The sequence below is a fragment of the Aeromonas sobria genome (assembly GCF_000820145.1).
GTDB lineage: Bacteria > Pseudomonadota > Gammaproteobacteria > Enterobacterales > Aeromonadaceae > Aeromonas > Aeromonas sobria.
This window is the reverse complement of sequence record NZ_CDBW01000002.1, coordinates 26271-43526: the sequence shown is the minus strand read 5'-3', so window position 1 is coordinate 43526 and position 17256 is coordinate 26271. Positions and strand designations below refer to the sequence as shown.

The 17256-nt window shown below is 59.3% G+C and carries 14 protein-coding genes and 1 pseudogene; 5 read left to right on the top strand and 10 right to left on the bottom strand.

The window, feature by feature from the left end; genetic code table 11:
- Positions 1-2: 2 nt before the first annotated feature.
- Both argF and BN1135_RS00285 read left to right on the top strand, forming a co-directional pair.
- A complete protein-coding gene (argF, locus tag BN1135_RS00290; protein WP_042017978.1) occupies positions 3-1007 on the top strand; it encodes an ornithine carbamoyltransferase in 1005 nt (334 codons plus the stop codon).
- 123 nt (positions 1008-1130) lie between these two features.
- A complete protein-coding gene (locus BN1135_RS00285) occupies positions 1131-2537 on the top strand; it encodes a YfcC family protein (protein ID WP_042017976.1) in 1407 nt (468 codons plus the stop codon).
- A gap of 314 nt (positions 2538-2851) precedes the next feature.
- Here BN1135_RS00285 and clpB read toward each other — a convergent pair whose 3' ends face one another.
- The 3 genes from clpB to rluD form a co-directional block, all read right to left on the bottom strand.
- Positions 2852-5425 (bottom strand): ATP-dependent chaperone ClpB, encoded by a 2574-nt coding sequence (clpB, locus tag BN1135_RS00280; RefSeq protein WP_042017973.1) that lies wholly within the window; start codon positions 5423-5425, stop codon positions 2852-2854.
- Positions 5426-5595: 170 nt separating this feature from the next.
- Positions 5596-6333, bottom strand: coding sequence for a peptidoglycan editing factor PgeF (gene pgeF, locus BN1135_RS00275; RefSeq protein WP_042017971.1), 738 nt, complete (start codon positions 6331-6333; stop codon positions 5596-5598).
- Positions 6334-6465: 132 nt separating this feature from the next.
- Complete coding sequence (rluD, locus tag BN1135_RS00270) at positions 6466-7446, bottom strand: 23S rRNA pseudouridine(1911/1915/1917) synthase RluD (RefSeq protein ID WP_042017969.1); 981 nt, start codon at positions 7444-7446, stop codon at positions 6466-6468.
- 117 nt (positions 7447-7563) lie between these two features.
- On the opposite strand from rluD, the gene BN1135_RS00265 reads away from it, so the two are divergent.
- Complete coding sequence (locus tag BN1135_RS00265; RefSeq protein ID WP_042017967.1) at positions 7564-8319, top strand: outer membrane protein assembly factor BamD; 756 nt, start codon at positions 7564-7566, stop codon at positions 8317-8319.
- 137 nt (positions 8320-8456) lie between these two features.
- Here the strand turns inward: BN1135_RS00265 and BN1135_RS00260 are convergent, their stop codons facing one another.
- From BN1135_RS00260 to BN1135_RS00240, 5 genes are all read right to left on the bottom strand, one after another.
- Entirely contained in the window at positions 8457-9785 is a 1329-nt protein-coding gene (locus BN1135_RS00260; protein WP_042017966.1) for a CoA-disulfide reductase, read from the bottom strand.
- A 98-nt stretch (positions 9786-9883) separates the two neighbouring features.
- Positions 9884-11284 carry an L-cystine transporter gene (locus BN1135_RS00255; RefSeq protein WP_042017965.1) on the bottom strand — a complete coding sequence of 467 codons (1401 nt, stop codon included), beginning with the start codon at positions 11282-11284 and terminating at the stop codon, positions 9884-9886.
- Positions 11285-11421: 137 nt separating this feature from the next.
- Positions 11422-12723 carry an L-cysteine desulfidase family protein gene (locus BN1135_RS00250; RefSeq protein WP_042018079.1) on the bottom strand — a complete coding sequence of 434 codons (1302 nt, stop codon included), beginning with the start codon at positions 12721-12723 and terminating at the stop codon, positions 11422-11424.
- Between the two features lie 21 nt (positions 12724-12744).
- Positions 12745-13413 carry a helix-turn-helix transcriptional regulator gene (locus tag BN1135_RS00245; RefSeq protein WP_042017963.1) on the bottom strand — a complete coding sequence of 223 codons (669 nt, stop codon included), beginning with the start codon at positions 13411-13413 and terminating at the stop codon, positions 12745-12747.
- A 148-nt stretch (positions 13414-13561) separates the two neighbouring features.
- Positions 13562-14350, bottom strand: coding sequence for a substrate-binding periplasmic protein (locus BN1135_RS00240; RefSeq protein ID WP_082186697.1), 789 nt, complete (start codon positions 14348-14350; stop codon positions 13562-13564).
- 70 nt (positions 14351-14420) lie between these two features.
- Between BN1135_RS00240 and BN1135_RS22645 the strand changes: the two are divergent.
- Positions 14421-14513: pseudogene (locus BN1135_RS22645) on the top strand (MBL fold metallo-hydrolase); the annotation flags it as partial.
- Between the two features lie 222 nt (positions 14514-14735).
- Here BN1135_RS22645 and asnA read toward each other — a convergent pair.
- Positions 14736-15728, bottom strand: a complete 993-nt coding sequence (gene asnA / locus BN1135_RS00235; RefSeq protein WP_042017961.1) for an aspartate--ammonia ligase — start codon at positions 15726-15728, stop codon at positions 14736-14738.
- Between the two features lie 154 nt (positions 15729-15882).
- Here asnA and asnC point away from each other — a divergent pair, with 154 nt between their 5' ends.
- Entirely contained in the window at positions 15883-16344 is a 462-nt protein-coding gene (asnC, locus tag BN1135_RS00230) for a transcriptional regulator AsnC (RefSeq protein WP_033135290.1), read from the top strand.
- Between the two features lie 101 nt (positions 16345-16445).
- Here asnC and BN1135_RS00225 read toward each other — a convergent pair whose 3' ends face one another.
- Positions 16446-17210: a substrate-binding periplasmic protein gene (locus BN1135_RS00225; protein ID WP_042017960.1), complete on the bottom strand. Its 765-nt coding sequence runs from the start codon at positions 17208-17210 to the stop codon at positions 16446-16448.
- Positions 17211-17256 lie beyond the last annotated feature (46 nt).

The window sequence follows — 17256 nt, the reverse complement described above, 5'->3', positions numbered from 1 at the left end:
TCATGGCTTTTAATCTGCGTAACCGTAACTTCCTGAAACTGCTGGACTTCACCCCACGCGAAATCCAATACATGATCGACTTGGCCATCGACCTGAAAAAAGCCAAATACGGTGGCTATGAGCGTAAACACCTGACCGGCAAGAACATCGCCCTGATCTTCGAGAAGACCTCTACCCGCACCCGCTGTGCGTTTGAAGTGGCGGCCTTCGACCAGGGTGCACAGGTCTCCTACCTCGGCCCAAGCGGTTCCCAGATCGGTCACAAGGAGTCCATGAAGGACACCGCCCGTGTATTGGGCCGCATGTATGACGGCATCGAATACCGCGGCTACGGCCAGGAGATCGTGGAAGAGCTGGGTGCTTACGCCGGTGTCCCGGTTTGGAACGGCCTGACCAACGAATTCCACCCGACCCAGATCCTGGCCGACTTCATGACCATGCTGGAGCACGGCAAGGGCAAACGTCTGGATCAAATCAAGTTCGCCTACCTGGGTGATGCCCGCAACAACATGGGTAACTCCCTGATGGTCGGTGCCGCCAAGATGGGCATGGACATTCGTCTGGTCGCGCCGAAAGCCTTCTGGCCGGAAGAGGATCTGGTCGCCAAGTGCCGCCTGATCGCCGAAGAGACCGGCGCGCGCATCACCCTGACCGAAGATGTGAAAGAGGGTGTACTGGGCACCGATTTCCTCTACACCGACGTCTGGGTATCCATGGGTGAAGCGAAAGAAGCCTGGGATCAGCGGGTGAAACTGATGACCCCCTATCAGATCAATATGGATGTCATCAACGCCACCAAGAACCCTGACGTGAAGTTCATGCACTGCCTGCCGGCGTTCCATAACGACGAGACCACCATGGGCAAGGAAGTGGCTGAAAAATATGGCATGAAAGGCCTGGAAGTGACCGAGGAGGTGTTCGAATCCGAGCACAGCATCGTGTTCGACGAGGCCGAAAACCGGATGCACACCATCAAGGCAGTGATGGTTGCTACGCTGGGCGACTAAGGTCGCAGTAGTGGTGCCGGGGGGCAACCCCCGGCTTTTCGACCATGTGACAGCGGCATAATACCTCTAACCCTACAACCCGCAGCCTGCATGGATACCACACCCACAGAAGGAAGCTGGACCATGACCAAATTCAAGTTCCCGTCAGCCTACACGATACTGTTTGTGCTGATCGCCCTGGTGGCCGCCCTGAGCTGGATAGTGCCGGCCGGCAAATACGAGATGACCATGAACGAAGCCCTCGGCAAAGAAGTGCCGGTGGCGGGTACCTACAAGCTGGTGGAGGGGAATCCCCAGGGGATCGTTGACGTGCTGCTGGCACCTATCGATGGCCTCTACAACCACGAAACGTATGAGGCAGGCGCCATCGACGTCTCCCTCTTTATCCTGATCATCGGTGGTTTTCTTGGCATTGTGACCAAGACCGGTGCCATTGATGCCGGTATTGAACGTGTTACTGACCGCCTGCGCGGCCGTGAAGAGTGGATGATCCCGATCCTGATGGCGCTGTTCGCCGCAGGCGGCACCATTTACGGCATGGCCGAAGAGTCGCTGCCCTTCTACACCCTGCTGGTGCCGGTGATGATGGCTGCCCGTTTCGACCCGGTCGTCGCTGCGGCAACCGTGTTGCTGGGGGCCGGTATCGGTACCTTGGGCTCTACCATCAACCCGTTTGCGACTGTGATTGCCGCCAACGCGGCCGGTATATCCTTTACCGACGGTATCTGGCTGCGTGTCGCCATGCTGATAGCTGGCTGGCTGCTCTGTGTTGCCTACGTCATGCGTTATGCCAAGATGGTGCGCAGCGATCCCAGCAAATCCCTGGTGGCTGACAAGTGGGAAGAGAACCGTGCCCACTTCCTCGGCAACAAGAGCGACCAGATGCTGGAGTTCACCCTGACCCGTAAAATCGTGCTGGGTATCTTCGTTGCCGCCTTTGCCGTGATGATCTACGGTGTGGCCGTGCTGGGCTGGTGGATGGCGCAGATCTCCGGTGTGTTCCTGGCCGCAGCCATCATAGTCGGTGTCATCTCCCGCATGAGCGAAGAGGAGCTGACCACCAACTTTATCGACGGTGCCCGCGACCTGCTGGGTGTGGCGCTGATCATCGGTATCGCCCGCGGTATCGTGGTGGTGATGGACAACGGCATGATCACCCACACCATTTTGCACAGTGCAGAAGGGATCGTGACCGGTCTTTCTACCGTGGTGTTCATCAACGTGATGTTCGTGCTGGAATTGGTGCTCTCCTTCCTGGTGCCGTCCTCATCCGGTCTGGCCGTACTGACCATGCCGATCATGGCGCCGCTGGCCGACTTCGCCAACGTGGGCCGCGATCTGGTGGTGACTGCTTACCAGTCTGCCTCCGGTCTGGTGAACCTGGTCACCCCGACCTCTGCCGTAGTAATGGGTGGTCTGGCCATCGCCAAGGTGCCCTATGTGCGCTGGCTGAAATGGGTGGCTCCGCTGCTCGGTATCCTGACCGTGCTGATTGTGGTCTGCCTGAGCCTGGGGGCGCTGCTCTCCTAAGATGACTCGCAAGATGTAACAACGGCCCGCGAGCGTGAATGCCAGTCAGTTAGCCTGACTGGCATTGTTTTTTGAATATCCCTGCTGCGCGGTAATCCAGCCGCCACTCTCTGCGCAGAGGGGGGGGGAGCGCGAGAGTAAGCGAAGAGGGGATAGTCCGAAGTGCGGCAGGATGAATGAAGTCACGAACGACTGTGATGGCGATAAAAACCCCGAAACCATTCCCATGGTTTCGGGGTTTTTTACCTCTTGCACACCGAGTGATGGCGTCTTGTCAGCAGCAAGGCGTGACGGGGGGGCCTTTCATCACCCGATTACTGGGTCATGGTCAAGCCGTTGCTGTCGGCCCCGAGTACCAGCGTCTTGCCGGGCACGATGCGGCCGGAGAGCAGGGCCTGCGCCAGCGGGTTCTCCACTTTTTGCTGGATTGCCCGTTTGAGCGGGCGTGCTCCGTAGACAGGATCGAACCCGGCGTGCACCAGCTTGTCGAGCAGCGCTTCACTCACCGTCACCTCGTAACCCTGTGCCTCCAGTCGGCCCATCAGGCTCTTGAGCTGGATCCGGGCGATGGATTTGATGTGATCCTCGCCAAGGGGATGGAACACCACTGTCTCGTCGATCCGGTTGATAAATTCCGGCCGGAAGCTGCGGGTCAGCACCTCCATCAGCAGGGCCTTCATCTCCTCGTAATCCTTCTCCGAGTGGTGCTCCTGGATCAGATCAGAACCCAGATTCGAGGTCATGATCACCACAGTGTTGCGAAAATCGACGGTGCGGCCCTGACCATCGGTCAGGCGGCCATCATCGAGTACCTGCAACAGGATGTTGAACACATCCGGGTGGGCTTTCTCCACTTCGTCGAGCAGGATCACCGAGTAGGGGCGACGGCGTACCGCTTCGGTCAGATAACCGCCCTCTTCGTAGCCCACATATCCGGGAGGCGCCCCCACCAGACGGGCCACGCTGTGTTTCTCCATGAACTCGGACATATCGATCCGCACCATGGCATCCTGGGTGTCAAACAGGAACTCCGCCAGCGCCTTGCACAGCTCGGTCTTGCCCACCCCGGTGGGCCCCAAAAACAGGAAGGAGCCGATAGGGCGGTTCGGATCCGACAGTCCGGCACGGGAGCGGCGAATGGCGTTGGAAACGGCTTCAACCGCCTCTTCCTGCCCGATTACCCGGCCATGCAGTTGCTCTTCCATCCGCAGCAGCTTGTCGCGCTCCCCTTCCAGCATCCGCGCCACCGGAATGCCGGTGGCACGGGCCAGCACGTCGGCGATCTCCACATCGGTGACCCGGTTACGCAGCAGGCTGGTCTCCTGCATCTCGGCCTGAGTGGCGAGATCCAGCTGTTTCTCCAGCTCTGGAATGCGGCCATATTGCAGCTCGGACATCCGGCCCAAATCGCCAGCACGGCGCGCAACTTCAAGATCCTGACGGGCTTGCTCCAGTGCCGCCTTGATATGCTGGGTACCGGCAAGGGCGGCCTTCTCGGCCTTCCATACTTCGTCCAGTTCGTTGTATTCCCGATCTTTTTCGCCAATCTCCTGATTGATCAGATCCAGCCGTTTGCGACTGGCGTCATCGTCCTCCTTCATCAGCGCCTGCTGTTCGAGTTTCAGCTGGATGATGCGACGCTCGAGGCGATCGAGGGCTTCCGGCTTGGAGTCGATCTGCAGCCGGATGCTGGCCGCCGCCTCGTCAATCAGGTCGATGGCCTTGTCCGGCAGTTGGCGATCCGCAATGTAGCGGTGGGACAGCTGGGCTGCCGCCACAATGGCGGGGTCGGTGATCTGCACATGGTGGTGCAGCTCGTAACGCTCTTTGAGGCCGCGCAGGATGGCGATGGTGTCCTCCACGCTCGGCTCTTCCACCAGCACCTTCTGGAAACGGCGCTCGAGAGCGGCATCTTTCTCGATGTACTGACGGTACTCATCCAGCGTAGTGGCGCCGACGCAGTGCAGGTCGCCACGGGCCAGTGCCGGTTTCAGCATATTGCCGGCATCCATGGCCCCTTCGCCCTTGCCGGCGCCGACCATGGTGTGCAGTTCGTCGATAAAAAGGATGACGTTGCCTTCCTCTTTGGCCAGATCGCTCAGCACCGCTTTGAGCCGCTCTTCAAATTCGCCACGATACTTGGCACCGGCCACCAGTGCCCCCATGTCGAGGGATAGCACCCGCTTGTTCTTCAGCCCTTCCGGCACTTCGCCGTTGATGATGCGTTGAGCCAGCCCTTCCACGATGGCGGTCTTGCCGACCCCGGGAGCACCGATCAATACGGGGTTGTTCTTGGTGCGGCGCTGCAGCACCTGAATGGTACGGCGGATCTCATCATCACGACCGATCACCGGGTCGAGTTTGCCGAGTTCGGCTCGCTCGGTCAGATCTATGGTGTACTTCTCCAGCGCCTGACGGTTCTCTTCGGCATTGGCATCTTCAATTTTTCTGCCACCTCGCACCTTGTCGATGGCAGTTTCAAGCTTCTCTTTACTCAGGCCCTGAGCGCGCAACAGCTCACCCAGATTGCCTTTCTCGTCGAGGGCCGCCAGCACGAACAGTTCGGATGAGATAAACTGATCCTTGCGCTGTTGGGCCAGTTTGTCGCAGACGTTGAGCAGGCGGCCGAGGCCGCTGGAGAGCTGAACGTCCCCCTCTACCCCGCTTACCTTGGGCAGTCGATCCAGCTCTTCGCCAAGGCGCGAGCGCAGGGTATTGATGTCCATTCCAGTCAGGGTAAGCAGTGGACGGATTGATCCGCCGTTCTGATTGACCAGTGCGGTCATCAAGTGGACGGGTTCGATAAATTGGTGATCACGACCCAGTGCAAGTGACTGGGCATCGGAAATAGCAACCTGGAATTTGCTGGTCAGGCGATCGAGACGCATCGCACTCCCCCTTTGAGGCAGACGCCGCTTGCGCGGCAAACAACATAACTTTCTGACAAGAAAGATGCGGCCCGTACGGGTTATTTCAAGGGGCAGGGCTGGTTATTTTTTCTGCAAAACAGGGGGGGGCGGGATCCCCGTCCTTTTGAGCCAAAGGACGGGGAGCGCAATCAGGCCGTCAGCCAGATGAGGGAGGCCATCCGGCCGGTCTGGCCATCGCGGCGATAGGAGTAAAACTGCTCGCCATCGCTGAAAGTGCAGTGCTCACCGCCGTACACTGCGTTCACCCCAGCGCGGGCCAGCCGCAACCGCGCTAGCTGGTAGATATCCGCCAGCCACTTGCCCTCGTTGGGGGAGGGCACAAAGGCTGCCGCTGCCTCGGCCTGCTCTGCCATAAAGGCATCGCGTACCTCACCACCCACTTCGAACGCGGTGGGGCCAATGGCCGGGCCAAGCCAGGCCAGGATATCGACAGGATCGCAAGCCATGGCGGCAATACTCGCCTCCAGCACGCCCTCTTTCAGTCCACGCCAGCCAGCATGGGCGGCGGCGACCACAGTGCCAGCCCGATCGCAAAACAGCACCGGCAGGCAGTCGGCGGTCATCACGATACAGGCCTGCTCCACTTCATGGGCGCACGCCGCGTCGGCGTCCGGTGCCTGCTCATAATGACAACTGACCGGATGAACGACGGTGCCGTGTACCTGATTAAGCCAGTTGAGGGGGGCCGGAATGGCCGCTACCCGTTGCAGGTGGCCACGATTGGCCTCGACCAGCGCCTGCTCATCCCCTACATGGGCACCCAGATTCAGCCCGGCGAAAACCCCCTCGCTTATCCCGCCATCCCGAGTGGTTGACAGGGCTCTGACGTTGGCCGGAGCAGGCCAGTCAGGTTCGATCCATTTCATCTGTGACTCCTTCAATTCACCGATATAAAAACGGGGCGCCTTAGCTGTCATCAGTTAAGGCGCCCCGTTTGGGGTGTCAGACATGCTTGATGGCGGGTTACGGCAAGATCGGTCGCATACCCGCCTTGCTCATCAACTCCAGACGATGTCATCCGGATTAACGAGGGTATCGGCACGCAGCACTTCCATTAGCTCCACCATGTCTTGCGGGGTTGGGGAGTGCCACTGCATCACTTCACCCGTGATGGGGTGAGCCAGTTGCAGCATGGTGGCATGCAGCGCCTGACGGTTGAAGCTACGCAGCATCTGGGTCAGTTCAGGGGTCGCGTTGCGCAGCAGGCGCAAACGGCCACCGTATGCCGGGTCACCCACCAGCGGGTGCTTGATATGTGCCATGTGGACACGGATCTGGTGGGTACGGCCGGTTTCCAGGCGCAGACGCAGACGGGTGTGACCACGGAACTTCTCATGTACCCGATAGTGAGTCACGGAAGGTCGGCCATTGGGCACGACATCCATGTGGGTACGCTGGGTCGGGTGACGCCCAATCGGCGCATCCACAGTGCCGCCTGCGGTCATGTGACCGATGGCGATTGCTTCATACTCACGGGTGATCTGGCGCGCCTGCAGTGCTTCCACCAGATGAGTCTGGGCTGGCACCGTCTTGGCAACTACCATCAGACCTGTGGTGTCTTTATCCAGACGGTGCACGATGCCGGCACGGGGCACTTCGGCAATGCTGGGGTAACGGTGCAGCAGGGCATTGAGGATGGTGCCATCCGGTGTACCTGCACCCGGGTGAACCACCAGTCCAGCCGGTTTGTCGATCACCAGAATATGCTCATCTTCATAAACGATGTTGAGCGCGATATCCTGGGCATCCCAGCGGGTGTCATCTTCCAGCTCGACATCCACATGCACCTGTTGCCCGGCAATCACTTTCTCGCGCGGGGTGTTGGCAACCTGACCATCCAGGGTCACTCTGTCCTGTAAAATCCACTCCTTGATGCGGGTGCGGGAGTAGTCTGGAAACAATTCGGCCAGGGCCTGGTCGAGTCGCTGCCCGAATTGGTGATCCTGGAATTCGCCTGTCAGTTCAATATGCTGGCTCATGTATGGTCTCTTGAGCGGGGGGTATCAATTCGAAATAATCAGGGTATTCTAGCTTTTCTTTTAGCCAAGCATAACGGATACTTTGCCAATTTCGTGGAAATGGACCGGATGTTGTTGATGGGAAAGAAGTCTCACCTGCTGATGTCGCTCGCCTTGGTCGCTACCTTGATCACGGGCTGTTCCAGCACCAAACCCAAGGTACCCGACGAACCGCCGGAGACCCTGTACCAGAAAGCACGCCTCAAACTGGATGTTGGTAATTACGTGCAAGCTACTGAATTACTTGAGGCTTTGGACTCTCGCTATCCGTTCGGTGCTTACTCGAACCAGGTTCAGCTTGACCTTATCTATGCCTACTACAAGCAGGATGACACCGCTCAGGCGATTGCCAATATCGACCGTTTTATCCGCCTTAATCCGGCGCATAAAAATATCGATTACGTCTTCTATATGCGCGGCCTGACCAACATGGCGGCGGATTATAATTTCTTCCAGGACTTGTTCGGAATCGATCGGGACGACAAAGACCCGGCTTATGCCCGTCAGGCCTTCCAGGATTTCAAGACCCTGCTGCAGAATTATCCCAACAGTGTCTATGCCGCCGATGCGCGCGCTCGCATGACTGGCTTGAAGAATCGCTTGGCCAGATATGACCTGAGCGTGGCCAAGTACTACGTCAAGCGTGATGCATTGGTCGCAGCGGCCAACCGGGCCAAGCTGATTGTCGAGACTTATCCAGACACCGCTGAAACCGAGGCGGCGCTGGAGATCATGGTCGAGTCCTACGAGACCCTGAAAATGCCGCAGCTGGCCAAGAATGCCCGTGAAGTGCTGGCTAAAAACTACCCGGACAATCGCCTCGGCCGTGGCTGAGTAATGTGAATGAACCGGTAACAAAAAACCGATGCCAAGGCATCGGTTTTTTTATGCCTACAATTTATCCGCGGGCCACCGTGGTCTGCGGATAAATTGGCTGACGGCGCAGCTGATGCGCCGTCATTACTGTTCGGTTACTTGGCTACATTGCCTGCCACGTTCAGGGCATCCCAGGTGCGGGAGAAGGGCGGGGAATAAGCGAAGTCCAGCATGCCGAGCTGCTCGGTGGTCACTCCCATGGTGATGGCCACCGCCAGCGCGTCGATGCGGTGTACCGCCCCCTTGCGACCGAGGATCTGGCCGCCCAGCAGCCGCTTGCTGCCCGCCTCATAGACCAGCTTGATGTGGATGTCGGACTGGCCCGGGCAGTAGTTGGTGTGGCACTTGTCCTTGATCACCACGGTGCGATAGTCGATACCCATCGCCTTGGCTTCCTGCTCGGAAAGACCGGTACGGCCCGCCTCCAGCCCCAGCACTTTGAGCGCTGCAGAGCCGAGGGTGCCCGGGAACTCCTGCTCGGCCCCGGCCAGGTTCTCACCCACCATGCGGCCCAGCTTGTTGGCGATGGTGGCGAGCGGTACATAGACCTGCTGCTGCTTCACGCTGTGCCAGACGCTGGCACAGTCACCGGCCGACCAGACGTTGGCCAGCGAGCTGCGCCCCTGACGGTCCACCTTGATGGCGCCGTTGCCGAGGCGCTCGATGCCGGTGTCGGCCAGAAACTCGGTGTTGGGCTTGACCCCGGTGCAAACCACCACGATATCGGCCTCGTACTCGCCCTGGTTGGTTCGTACGCCGGTGACCCGGCCATCCCCCAGCAGCGCTTCAACTCGCTCACCCAGATGGAGAGAGACCCCTTGCTCGCGCAGTTCGGTTTCGATGTGTTGGGTGATCTCGCCATCAAACGCATCAGGGATGACCCGATCCGCCAGCTCGATCAGGCGCACCTCTTTGCCCTGATGGACCAGCGCCTCGACCACTTCCAGCCCGATAAAGCCGGAGCCAATCACCACTGCGCGGCGATTGTTCTTGTCTTGCACCGCGGCCTTCAGCGCCAGCCCGTCGGCCATCCGGCGCAGACCGAATACCCCTTGCTGCTGCAAGCCGGGGATGGGGGGCATCACCTCGCGGGCACCGGTGGCGATCATCAGCCGATCGTAGCGATCGGTGAAGGTGTCGCCGTTGTGCTCCACTTGCAGGGTCTGGGCAGTTGCGTCAACGCTCAGCACCCGATGGCCAATCTTGACCTCGATCCCCTTGGCGGCGAACTGCTCGGGGGTGAACTCGGCCATGTAGCCGGGCTCCTGAAACTCGTCGCCGACGAAGTAAGGTAGGCCGCAGGCACCGAAGGAGATCACTTCGGAGGCCTCATACACCACGATTTCGGCCTCTTTGGCCATCCGGCGCGCCTTGGCCGCAGCACTCATACCGGCAGCTTCGCCACCGATGATCAGAATTCTCATTGTTTTTCCTCTCAATGGCGCAGGGAGGGCATGCCCTCCCTGCGGTCTATGGCGGGAAAGGGTCGCCCCTTTCCACGCGCAGATCAACCTGCAGCAAATCAGACGGTGGACTCTTCGCCGTCCAGACTCACTTCGTGATCGCTGTTGAACACATGCATGTCGGTTTCGCCCATCAGGCGGCTGGTGACCGTCCCTGCGGTGATGGAGCCGGAAACGTTGAGCGCGGTACGGCCCATGTCGATCAGCGGCTCGATGGAGATCAGCAAGCCTGCCAGCGCCACCGGGAAGTCCAGCGCGGAGAGCACGATCAGCGCGGCAAAGGTAGCACCGCCGCCAATCCCGGCCACCCCGAAGGAGCTGACGGTGATAATGGCGATCAGGGTCATGATGAAGCCGGGATCCATCGGGTTGACCCCGACTGTCGGAGCAATCATCACCGCCAGCATCGCCGGATAGATACCGGCACAACCGTTCTGGCCGATGGTGGAACCGAAGGAGGCGGCGAAGTTGGCGATCCCTTCCGGAATACCCAGTGACTTGGTCTGGGTCTGCACGTTCATCGGGATGGAGCCCGCGCTGGTGCGCGAGGTGAAGGCAAAGGCCAGCACCGGGGTGATCTTCTTGAGGAAACGCAGCGGGTTGATGCCGACCATGCTCACCAGCAGCAGGTGTACCGCGAACATGATAGCGATGGCACCGTAAGAGGCCATGACGAAGCTAAGCAAGTTGATGATGTCGGTGTAGTTGGAGCCAGAGACCACCTTGGTCATCAGCGCCAGCACGCCAAACGGAGTCAGGCGCAGCACCAGGGTCACCATTCGCATCACGATGGCGTGAGCCACGGCGATGAAGTGACCGAAACTGGCGAAGATCTCCGGCTTTTTGCGAGCGATGCCGGTGGCAGAGATGCCGATGAAGATGGAGAAGATCACCACGGCGATGGTGGAGGTCTTGCGCGCCCCTGTCATGTCGAGGAAGGGATTGGCAGGGATGAACTCCAGCATCATCTTGGCAAAAGACATGCTCTCGACGCTACCAAGGGAGCTTTGCAGCGCGGCACCACGGGCGCTCTCGGCTGCGCCGGAGGTCAGCCCCTCGGCGGTCAGGCCGAACAGGTTGGACATCAGGATGCCCGCACCAGCGGCAATGGCGGTGGTGAAGATCAGTACGCCTATGGTCATGGCGCTGATCTTGCCAAGGGCGGTACCGCCATTGAGCTTCAAGATGGCGCTGATGATGGAGACCATGATCAGCGGGATGATGATCATCTGCAGCAGCTTAACATAGCCACCACCCACGATATCCAGATAGTCGATGGTCTGGACTATGACCGGTGAACCGGCGCCATAGAGCAGCTGCAGAGCGGCACCGAACAGGATGCCGAGGCCCAGACCGGCAAACACCCGGCGGGTGAAGCTCACATGTTTTTGCTGTAACCGGTAGAGAAAGAACAGCAACATGGCCAGGATGGCCAGATTACCGATAACGCTGAATGTCATGGTATGACTCCCCAAAAAGCGGGCTTACGCCCGAGAAATAAGAACAAGCGCCATGCTTGTCCTGGCAACCGTAGTGTCAGACGGCCTGACCCGTCATGACATGAACCAGGGGGTCTGTTGCCCCCCTTAGCGCGAACTCAACGCTTCTGCTGTTTCGCTCGCATGATGTTGATGATCTCGATATCGGTATCCAGCATCCCCTTTTTGGAGAGGCGGCCCAGATTGGCGATGGTCTCGTCCACGTCATCGGAGACTATCCCTTCGCTTTGGGGCACATGCAGGTTGTTGATAGCCATCAGCGAGGACTTCACCGCCGCCGAGGTGGAGGTGGAGACCTTCATGGAGCAGGCGCTGCCCGCGCCATCGCAGATGATGCCGGAGACATCGCCAATCATGTTGTTGATGCAGTGGCTGATCTGTTGATACTGACCGCCCAGCAGCCAGGTGATGGCCGCACCGGAGCCCATGGCGGCGGTACTGGCGGCGCAGAGGGCCGACAGCTTGTTCTGATAGGTCTTGATGTAGATGGCCACCAGATGGCTCATCACCAGCGCCCGGGTCAGTTGCTCGTCGCTCGCCTTGAGGAAGCGGGCGGCAGCGACCACCGGCATGGTGGCAGCGATGCCCTGATTACCGGAGCCAGAGTTGGACATGGCGGGCAGCATGGCGCCATCCATCCGTGCATCGGAAGCGGCGGAGGAGAGGCGCATCGCCAGGGTCATCAGGTCGTCGGAGAGCAGCTTGCGCTCTACCTGTTCGGTGAGGATCTTGCCGATCTGCAGGCCGTAACCGTGCAGCCCTTCATCTGCCAGTGCCTGATTCATGGTGGCTGCCGCCTTGATGAAGTCGATTTCGGCCAGCGGCACTTCTAGGGCAAACTCCACGATCTGTTGCAAGGTCATGGTTGGCTTGGCGGATTTGGCGGGCTGGATCTGCACCCCGGGCGCGCTGTCTTGCTCCATCAGCACCTCGCCATCCTTTTCCATCAGAATGATGCGAGTGTGGTCGGTACAGATCACCACCCGGGCGCTGTGGCCTTCGACCTCGGCCAGTACCTCGGCATAGAGCACGTCCGGCACATCCTTCACATCCACCGCAATGCAGGGCAACAGCCGTTTGGCCGCTTCGACCTGCTCTGGCGTCAAGGTGTTGAGCACCTCCAGCCCGGCATCGGGATTACCGCCGGTGATACCGACTGCCGCCGCCACCGGCAGGCCGATCATGCCGGTGCCCGGCACCCCGACGCCCATGCCGTTCTTGAACAGGTTGCCACTGACCCAGACGCTGATGCGGGTCGGAGTTTCCCCCAGCAGCTTGCGACAATTGGCCGCCGCCAGCGCGACCGACATTGGCTCGGTACAGCCCAGGGCCGGTACCACTTCCCGCTTGAGCAGGGTAATAAAGTCGGTCCATTGTGCTTTCATTGCAGTGTTTCTCATGTTCATGGCGCCCGCAGGCCGTTATGGCTTGTTCAGGTCCGCCTTGTGATTGCGGATGTGCAAATAGACGGTATGACGGGAGATGCCGAGCATCCGGGCGACCAGCTGGGCCGCCTCCTTGATCTCGAAGATCCCCATGTCGTAGAGCCGGGTCACTATCTCCTTATTGCGCACCGTGCTGGCGAGTGAACTGTCCTGATCCACCTTCTCAATCACCTGGGTCACCAGATCGTCCACCGAGCTGGCAAAGGTTTCGTTATTGAGCTGCGCCGGTGCGGCAGGCTGCGCAAAGGTATCGAGCAGGCTACCGAGGGAGGTATTCAGACTGAAGTTCACGCAGAGCATACCGATAGGCTTGCCCAGCCGGTTGCTGATGGTGATGGAGGAGGACTTCATCAAAGCCCCCTCGCGGGTGCGGCTGAAGTAGCTGCTCCACTGGCTACCGGCCTCTCCTTGCAAGCGGTTGAGGGCAAAGTCGGTGACGGGGGCCCCCGCGCCACGGCCAGTGACATGGCCGTTGGCAATCTTGATGACTGAGGCATCCAGATTATCGAAGGCATGCAGCACTACCTCGCAGCCGGCACCAAACAGGGCTGCCAACGCCTCGACGGCCGGTTCGAAACTGGCGATCAGATGGCGTTCTTCATCCGTTAACGCATTGATGTGGTCAGTGGTGGCTGCTGTGGACATATATGAGTAACGTTGAGTAAACCGCAGTTGATTCTACTATCAACAATCTCAACTAATGTTGAGCGGCATCCCCTTTTTGCACGCCATTATGCCCGCCTTTTAACAAAGTGCGAAAAATTGTGACGCCACGCACAGACGCTGTGGCCAATCAGAGGTGATAGCGGGCCAGCAGCGCTTGATAGGTGGGGGTCTGCTTGAACAGTTTGAGTGCCTCCGAGAAGCGGATAGCCAGCTGATCGTGGCCGAGCTTGTGGGTAAATGCGAGGAAGTTGCGGTTATCATCCGTCAGTGGAAACAGGTGATGGCGCACCTGATCCTGCAGCCCCTGCGTATGCAGCAGATAGCGCCCGACCCGCTCGTTGAGTACCACCCCATCCAGTCGGCCAGCCATCATCAGATGCAGCTGTTTAACGGCATTCCCCTCACCGGTCATCGGCATCCGGATCACTCCGGGATCGGTCAGAAATGCCTTGCTGTAGGCGTAGTCGGCCTGAATGCCGATCCTCAGCCCCTTGAGGTCGGAGATCTGCTCGAGATCCACCGGGCGAGCCGCCGGATAGAAGAGCACTTCGCCGCTGTAAGAGAGCGGCTCTTCGGGATAGTGGAGCCACTGCTGGCGGGAGGATTCGAAGAAAATGTCGAGCACCGCATCCCCCTGCTGGAGGTGGGCCTGCTGCAGTACCCGCTTCCAGGGCAGCACCTTCACCTCTGTGCGGTAACCGAGCTGGAGCAGTACGGCGCGGGCCAGATCGAGATCGGCACCCACCGGCTCGCCCCTGTCATCCAGCATCATATAGGGGGGCCACACTTCTGCCAGCAGTGTCAGGGTTGGAGGTTCATCTGCCCGCGATCCACTGGTCAAACACACAGACAGGATTACCCCGCAATAGAGCCATGCTCGTTGCCACGTTTTTCGCCAAGACTGTTGCCACACCATGGGACTATCTCCACATCGATATGATTTGAGCATATACAAAGCCCGGCAATAGACAGGACAAAAAGGCGGCGAGTGCTTGTTTGCTTGTCACTGCACCGGCAAAGCTGGCTTACCACGGCAGACCCAGATTGGCGCAGGATTCGAATACCGGTTTCCTGCATAAAAAAACGGCAATCCGAAGATTGCCGGGAGGAATGTAGTGATGCGACCTTGCGTGGGTTGAGCGGGTCGCAGGGGCAAGCCCCGGTTTCGCCTCGGGTCATCAGGGATGGCCACACGGCTTACAGCATGTCCGGACTGCGCTCGTTCAGTCCGCACCGCCACACACCTTCAGGGCTGACCCGCGTGACACAGCTTGCGGGCCAGACCGATGAAATCAACGCGTTTACAGCATGCCTGGGATGGCGGCTTTCATTTCGGATGGCCACACACCGACCTGCACCTGACCGATGTGCTCTTTTTGCAGCAGCAGCATGGCCAGACGGGATTGGCCGATGCCGCCGCCGATGGTTTGCGGCATCCGTGCTGCCAGCAGATCCTGATGCCAGTCGTATTGCAGGCGATCTTCATCGCCGGTGATGGCGAGCTGACGGCGCAGTGCTTCGGCGTCGACCCGGATCCCCATGGAGGAGATCTCGAAGCTGTCTTGCAGCACCGGGTTCCACACCAGAATGTCACCGTTCAGACCCGCCAGACCCAGCTCGCTGTGGCTGCTCCAGTCGTCATAGTCCGGGGCGCGCACATCGTGGCGTTCGCCGTGGGAGAGGGCGCCACCAATACCGATCAGGAACACGGCTCCCAGCTCTTTGGCGATAGCGCGCTCGCGCCCCTTGGCATCGAGGTCTGGGTAGCGGGTCAGCAGCTCTTCGCTGTGCAGGAACTGGATCTCGGCCGGCAGGAAGGGGGTCAGCTCATGCTCGGCACAGACCGCGCGCTCGGTGGCCTTGATGGCGGCCCAGATGCCGCTGACTGTCTCCTGCAGATAGGCCAGATCGCGGCGCTCGCACGGCATCACCTTCTCCCAGTCCCACTGATCCACGTAGACGGAGTGGATGGGGGTGAGCTTGTCTTCGTCCGGACGCAGTGCCTTCATGTGGGTGTAGATCCCTTCACCTGGGCCGAACCCGAAGCGACCCAACGTCTGGCGCTTCCATTTGGCCAGTGAATGCACCACTTCGTAGCTGTGCTCCGGCAGGGTTTTCACTTTGACCTGCACTGCATTCTCGTGGCCAGAAAGGTTGTCCTGAGTGCCATCACCGACCCGGCTCAGAATGGGGGCTTGCACCTCCATCAGGCCCAGTTGCTGGGCGAGTTGGCGGGAGAACATCTCTTTGACGAAGCAGATCTGTTGTTGGCTGCGAATGTAGTGCTGTTTCATGCTGAATTCCTGTTTCAAACCCCGTTGGATGTGGTGATTCTTCAACGGAATGACTACTAAATTCAATATTCGATAATAGAAATAGGCTTTGTGTGTTTTTTTCTTCAAAATAAGCCGTTATTTAATGAGGTATCGTCAACGGGAGTGCAAAAAAATGCCGGAAAATTACCGGATCGATAATCTCGATCAGGCCATCCTCACCGCTCTGATGGAGAATGCGCGGATCCCTTACGCCGAACTGGCGAAACAACTGGCTGTCAGCCCGGGCACCATCCATGTGCGGGTGGAGAAGATGAAGCAGGCGGGGATCATCGAGGGGACCCGGGTGCAGGTGAACGCGAAGAAGCTCGGTTACGACGTCTGCTGCTTTATCGGGATCAATCTGAAGAGCGCCAAGGATTACCCCTCGGCGCTGGCCAAGTTGCAGGCGCTGGACGAGGTGGTGGAGGCTTACTACACCACGGGTCACTACAGCATCTTCATGAAGGTGATGACCCGCTCCATCGATGAGTTGCAGATTGTGCTGATCAACAAGATCCAGACCATCGACGAGATCCAGTCCACTGAAACCCTGATCTCGCTGCAAAACCCGATCCTGCGGGACGTGAAACCTTGAGTCGGGCTGCATAAGAGTGGCCTAGAGATCCATCTCCCGTGCGAAACCCTGATCTCACTGCAGAACCCGATCCTGCGGGATGTGAAGCCCTGACCGGTTGATCAGGGTTCGATATAGGGGATGGCGTACTTGTCGTAGAGGGCTTTGAGGCTGCCGTTGCGCTTCATGCGCAGCAGCTCGGCATCGTAGGCGGCCATCTGGGCCGGGGTGTTCTTGTCCGCGTTAGCGCGGGCCCAGGTGTTGAAGTAGGGGCTGCTCTTGAGCGGTTTGGGCAGGTAGTCGACCTTGCCCTCCATCCCCTCTTCCCTGATCTGGGTGAAGGCGGTGACCAGCGGCATGGGCACGGTATCGATGCGCCCAGCCAGCAGCTTGCGCAGTTGCAGCTGGTTCATGGTGATCTCCTGAAACTGATAGGTCGGGTCAGTCATCGCCGCCGTCAGCTCAGGGGTGTAGGAGAAATCCTTGGTCACCCCGATGCGCCAGGGTTTGAGGTCGGCCAGCGTCTCGTAGCGGATCTTCAACAGGTCCGCCTTGCGCACGAAGAAGTGCCAGCTGTGGCGAAGATGGGCCTGCTGGGGATAGATGAGATAACTCTCCCGCTCTGCCTTGTAGGAGTGGGTCATCACCAGGTCGCAGGCGCCGGTTTCGGCGTTGCGGGTGAGGCGGGCGCCGGAGTCGGCCAGCTCGATCCTAAAAGGCGTCTCCAGCTTGTCGAAGATGGCGGTGACGATGTCGATATCGAGTCCACGGGGTTTCTGATCGGCATCGAGAAACTTGAGCGGGGGCTCCATGGTGCCGCAGATCACCAGCTCTTTGGCGGGCAATCCGAGTGGAAACAGCAACCAAAACAGGGGGATCACACGCAAACTACGTCTCCTGAGCCCGTTTGAAGATATTCCAAGACCTGATTCC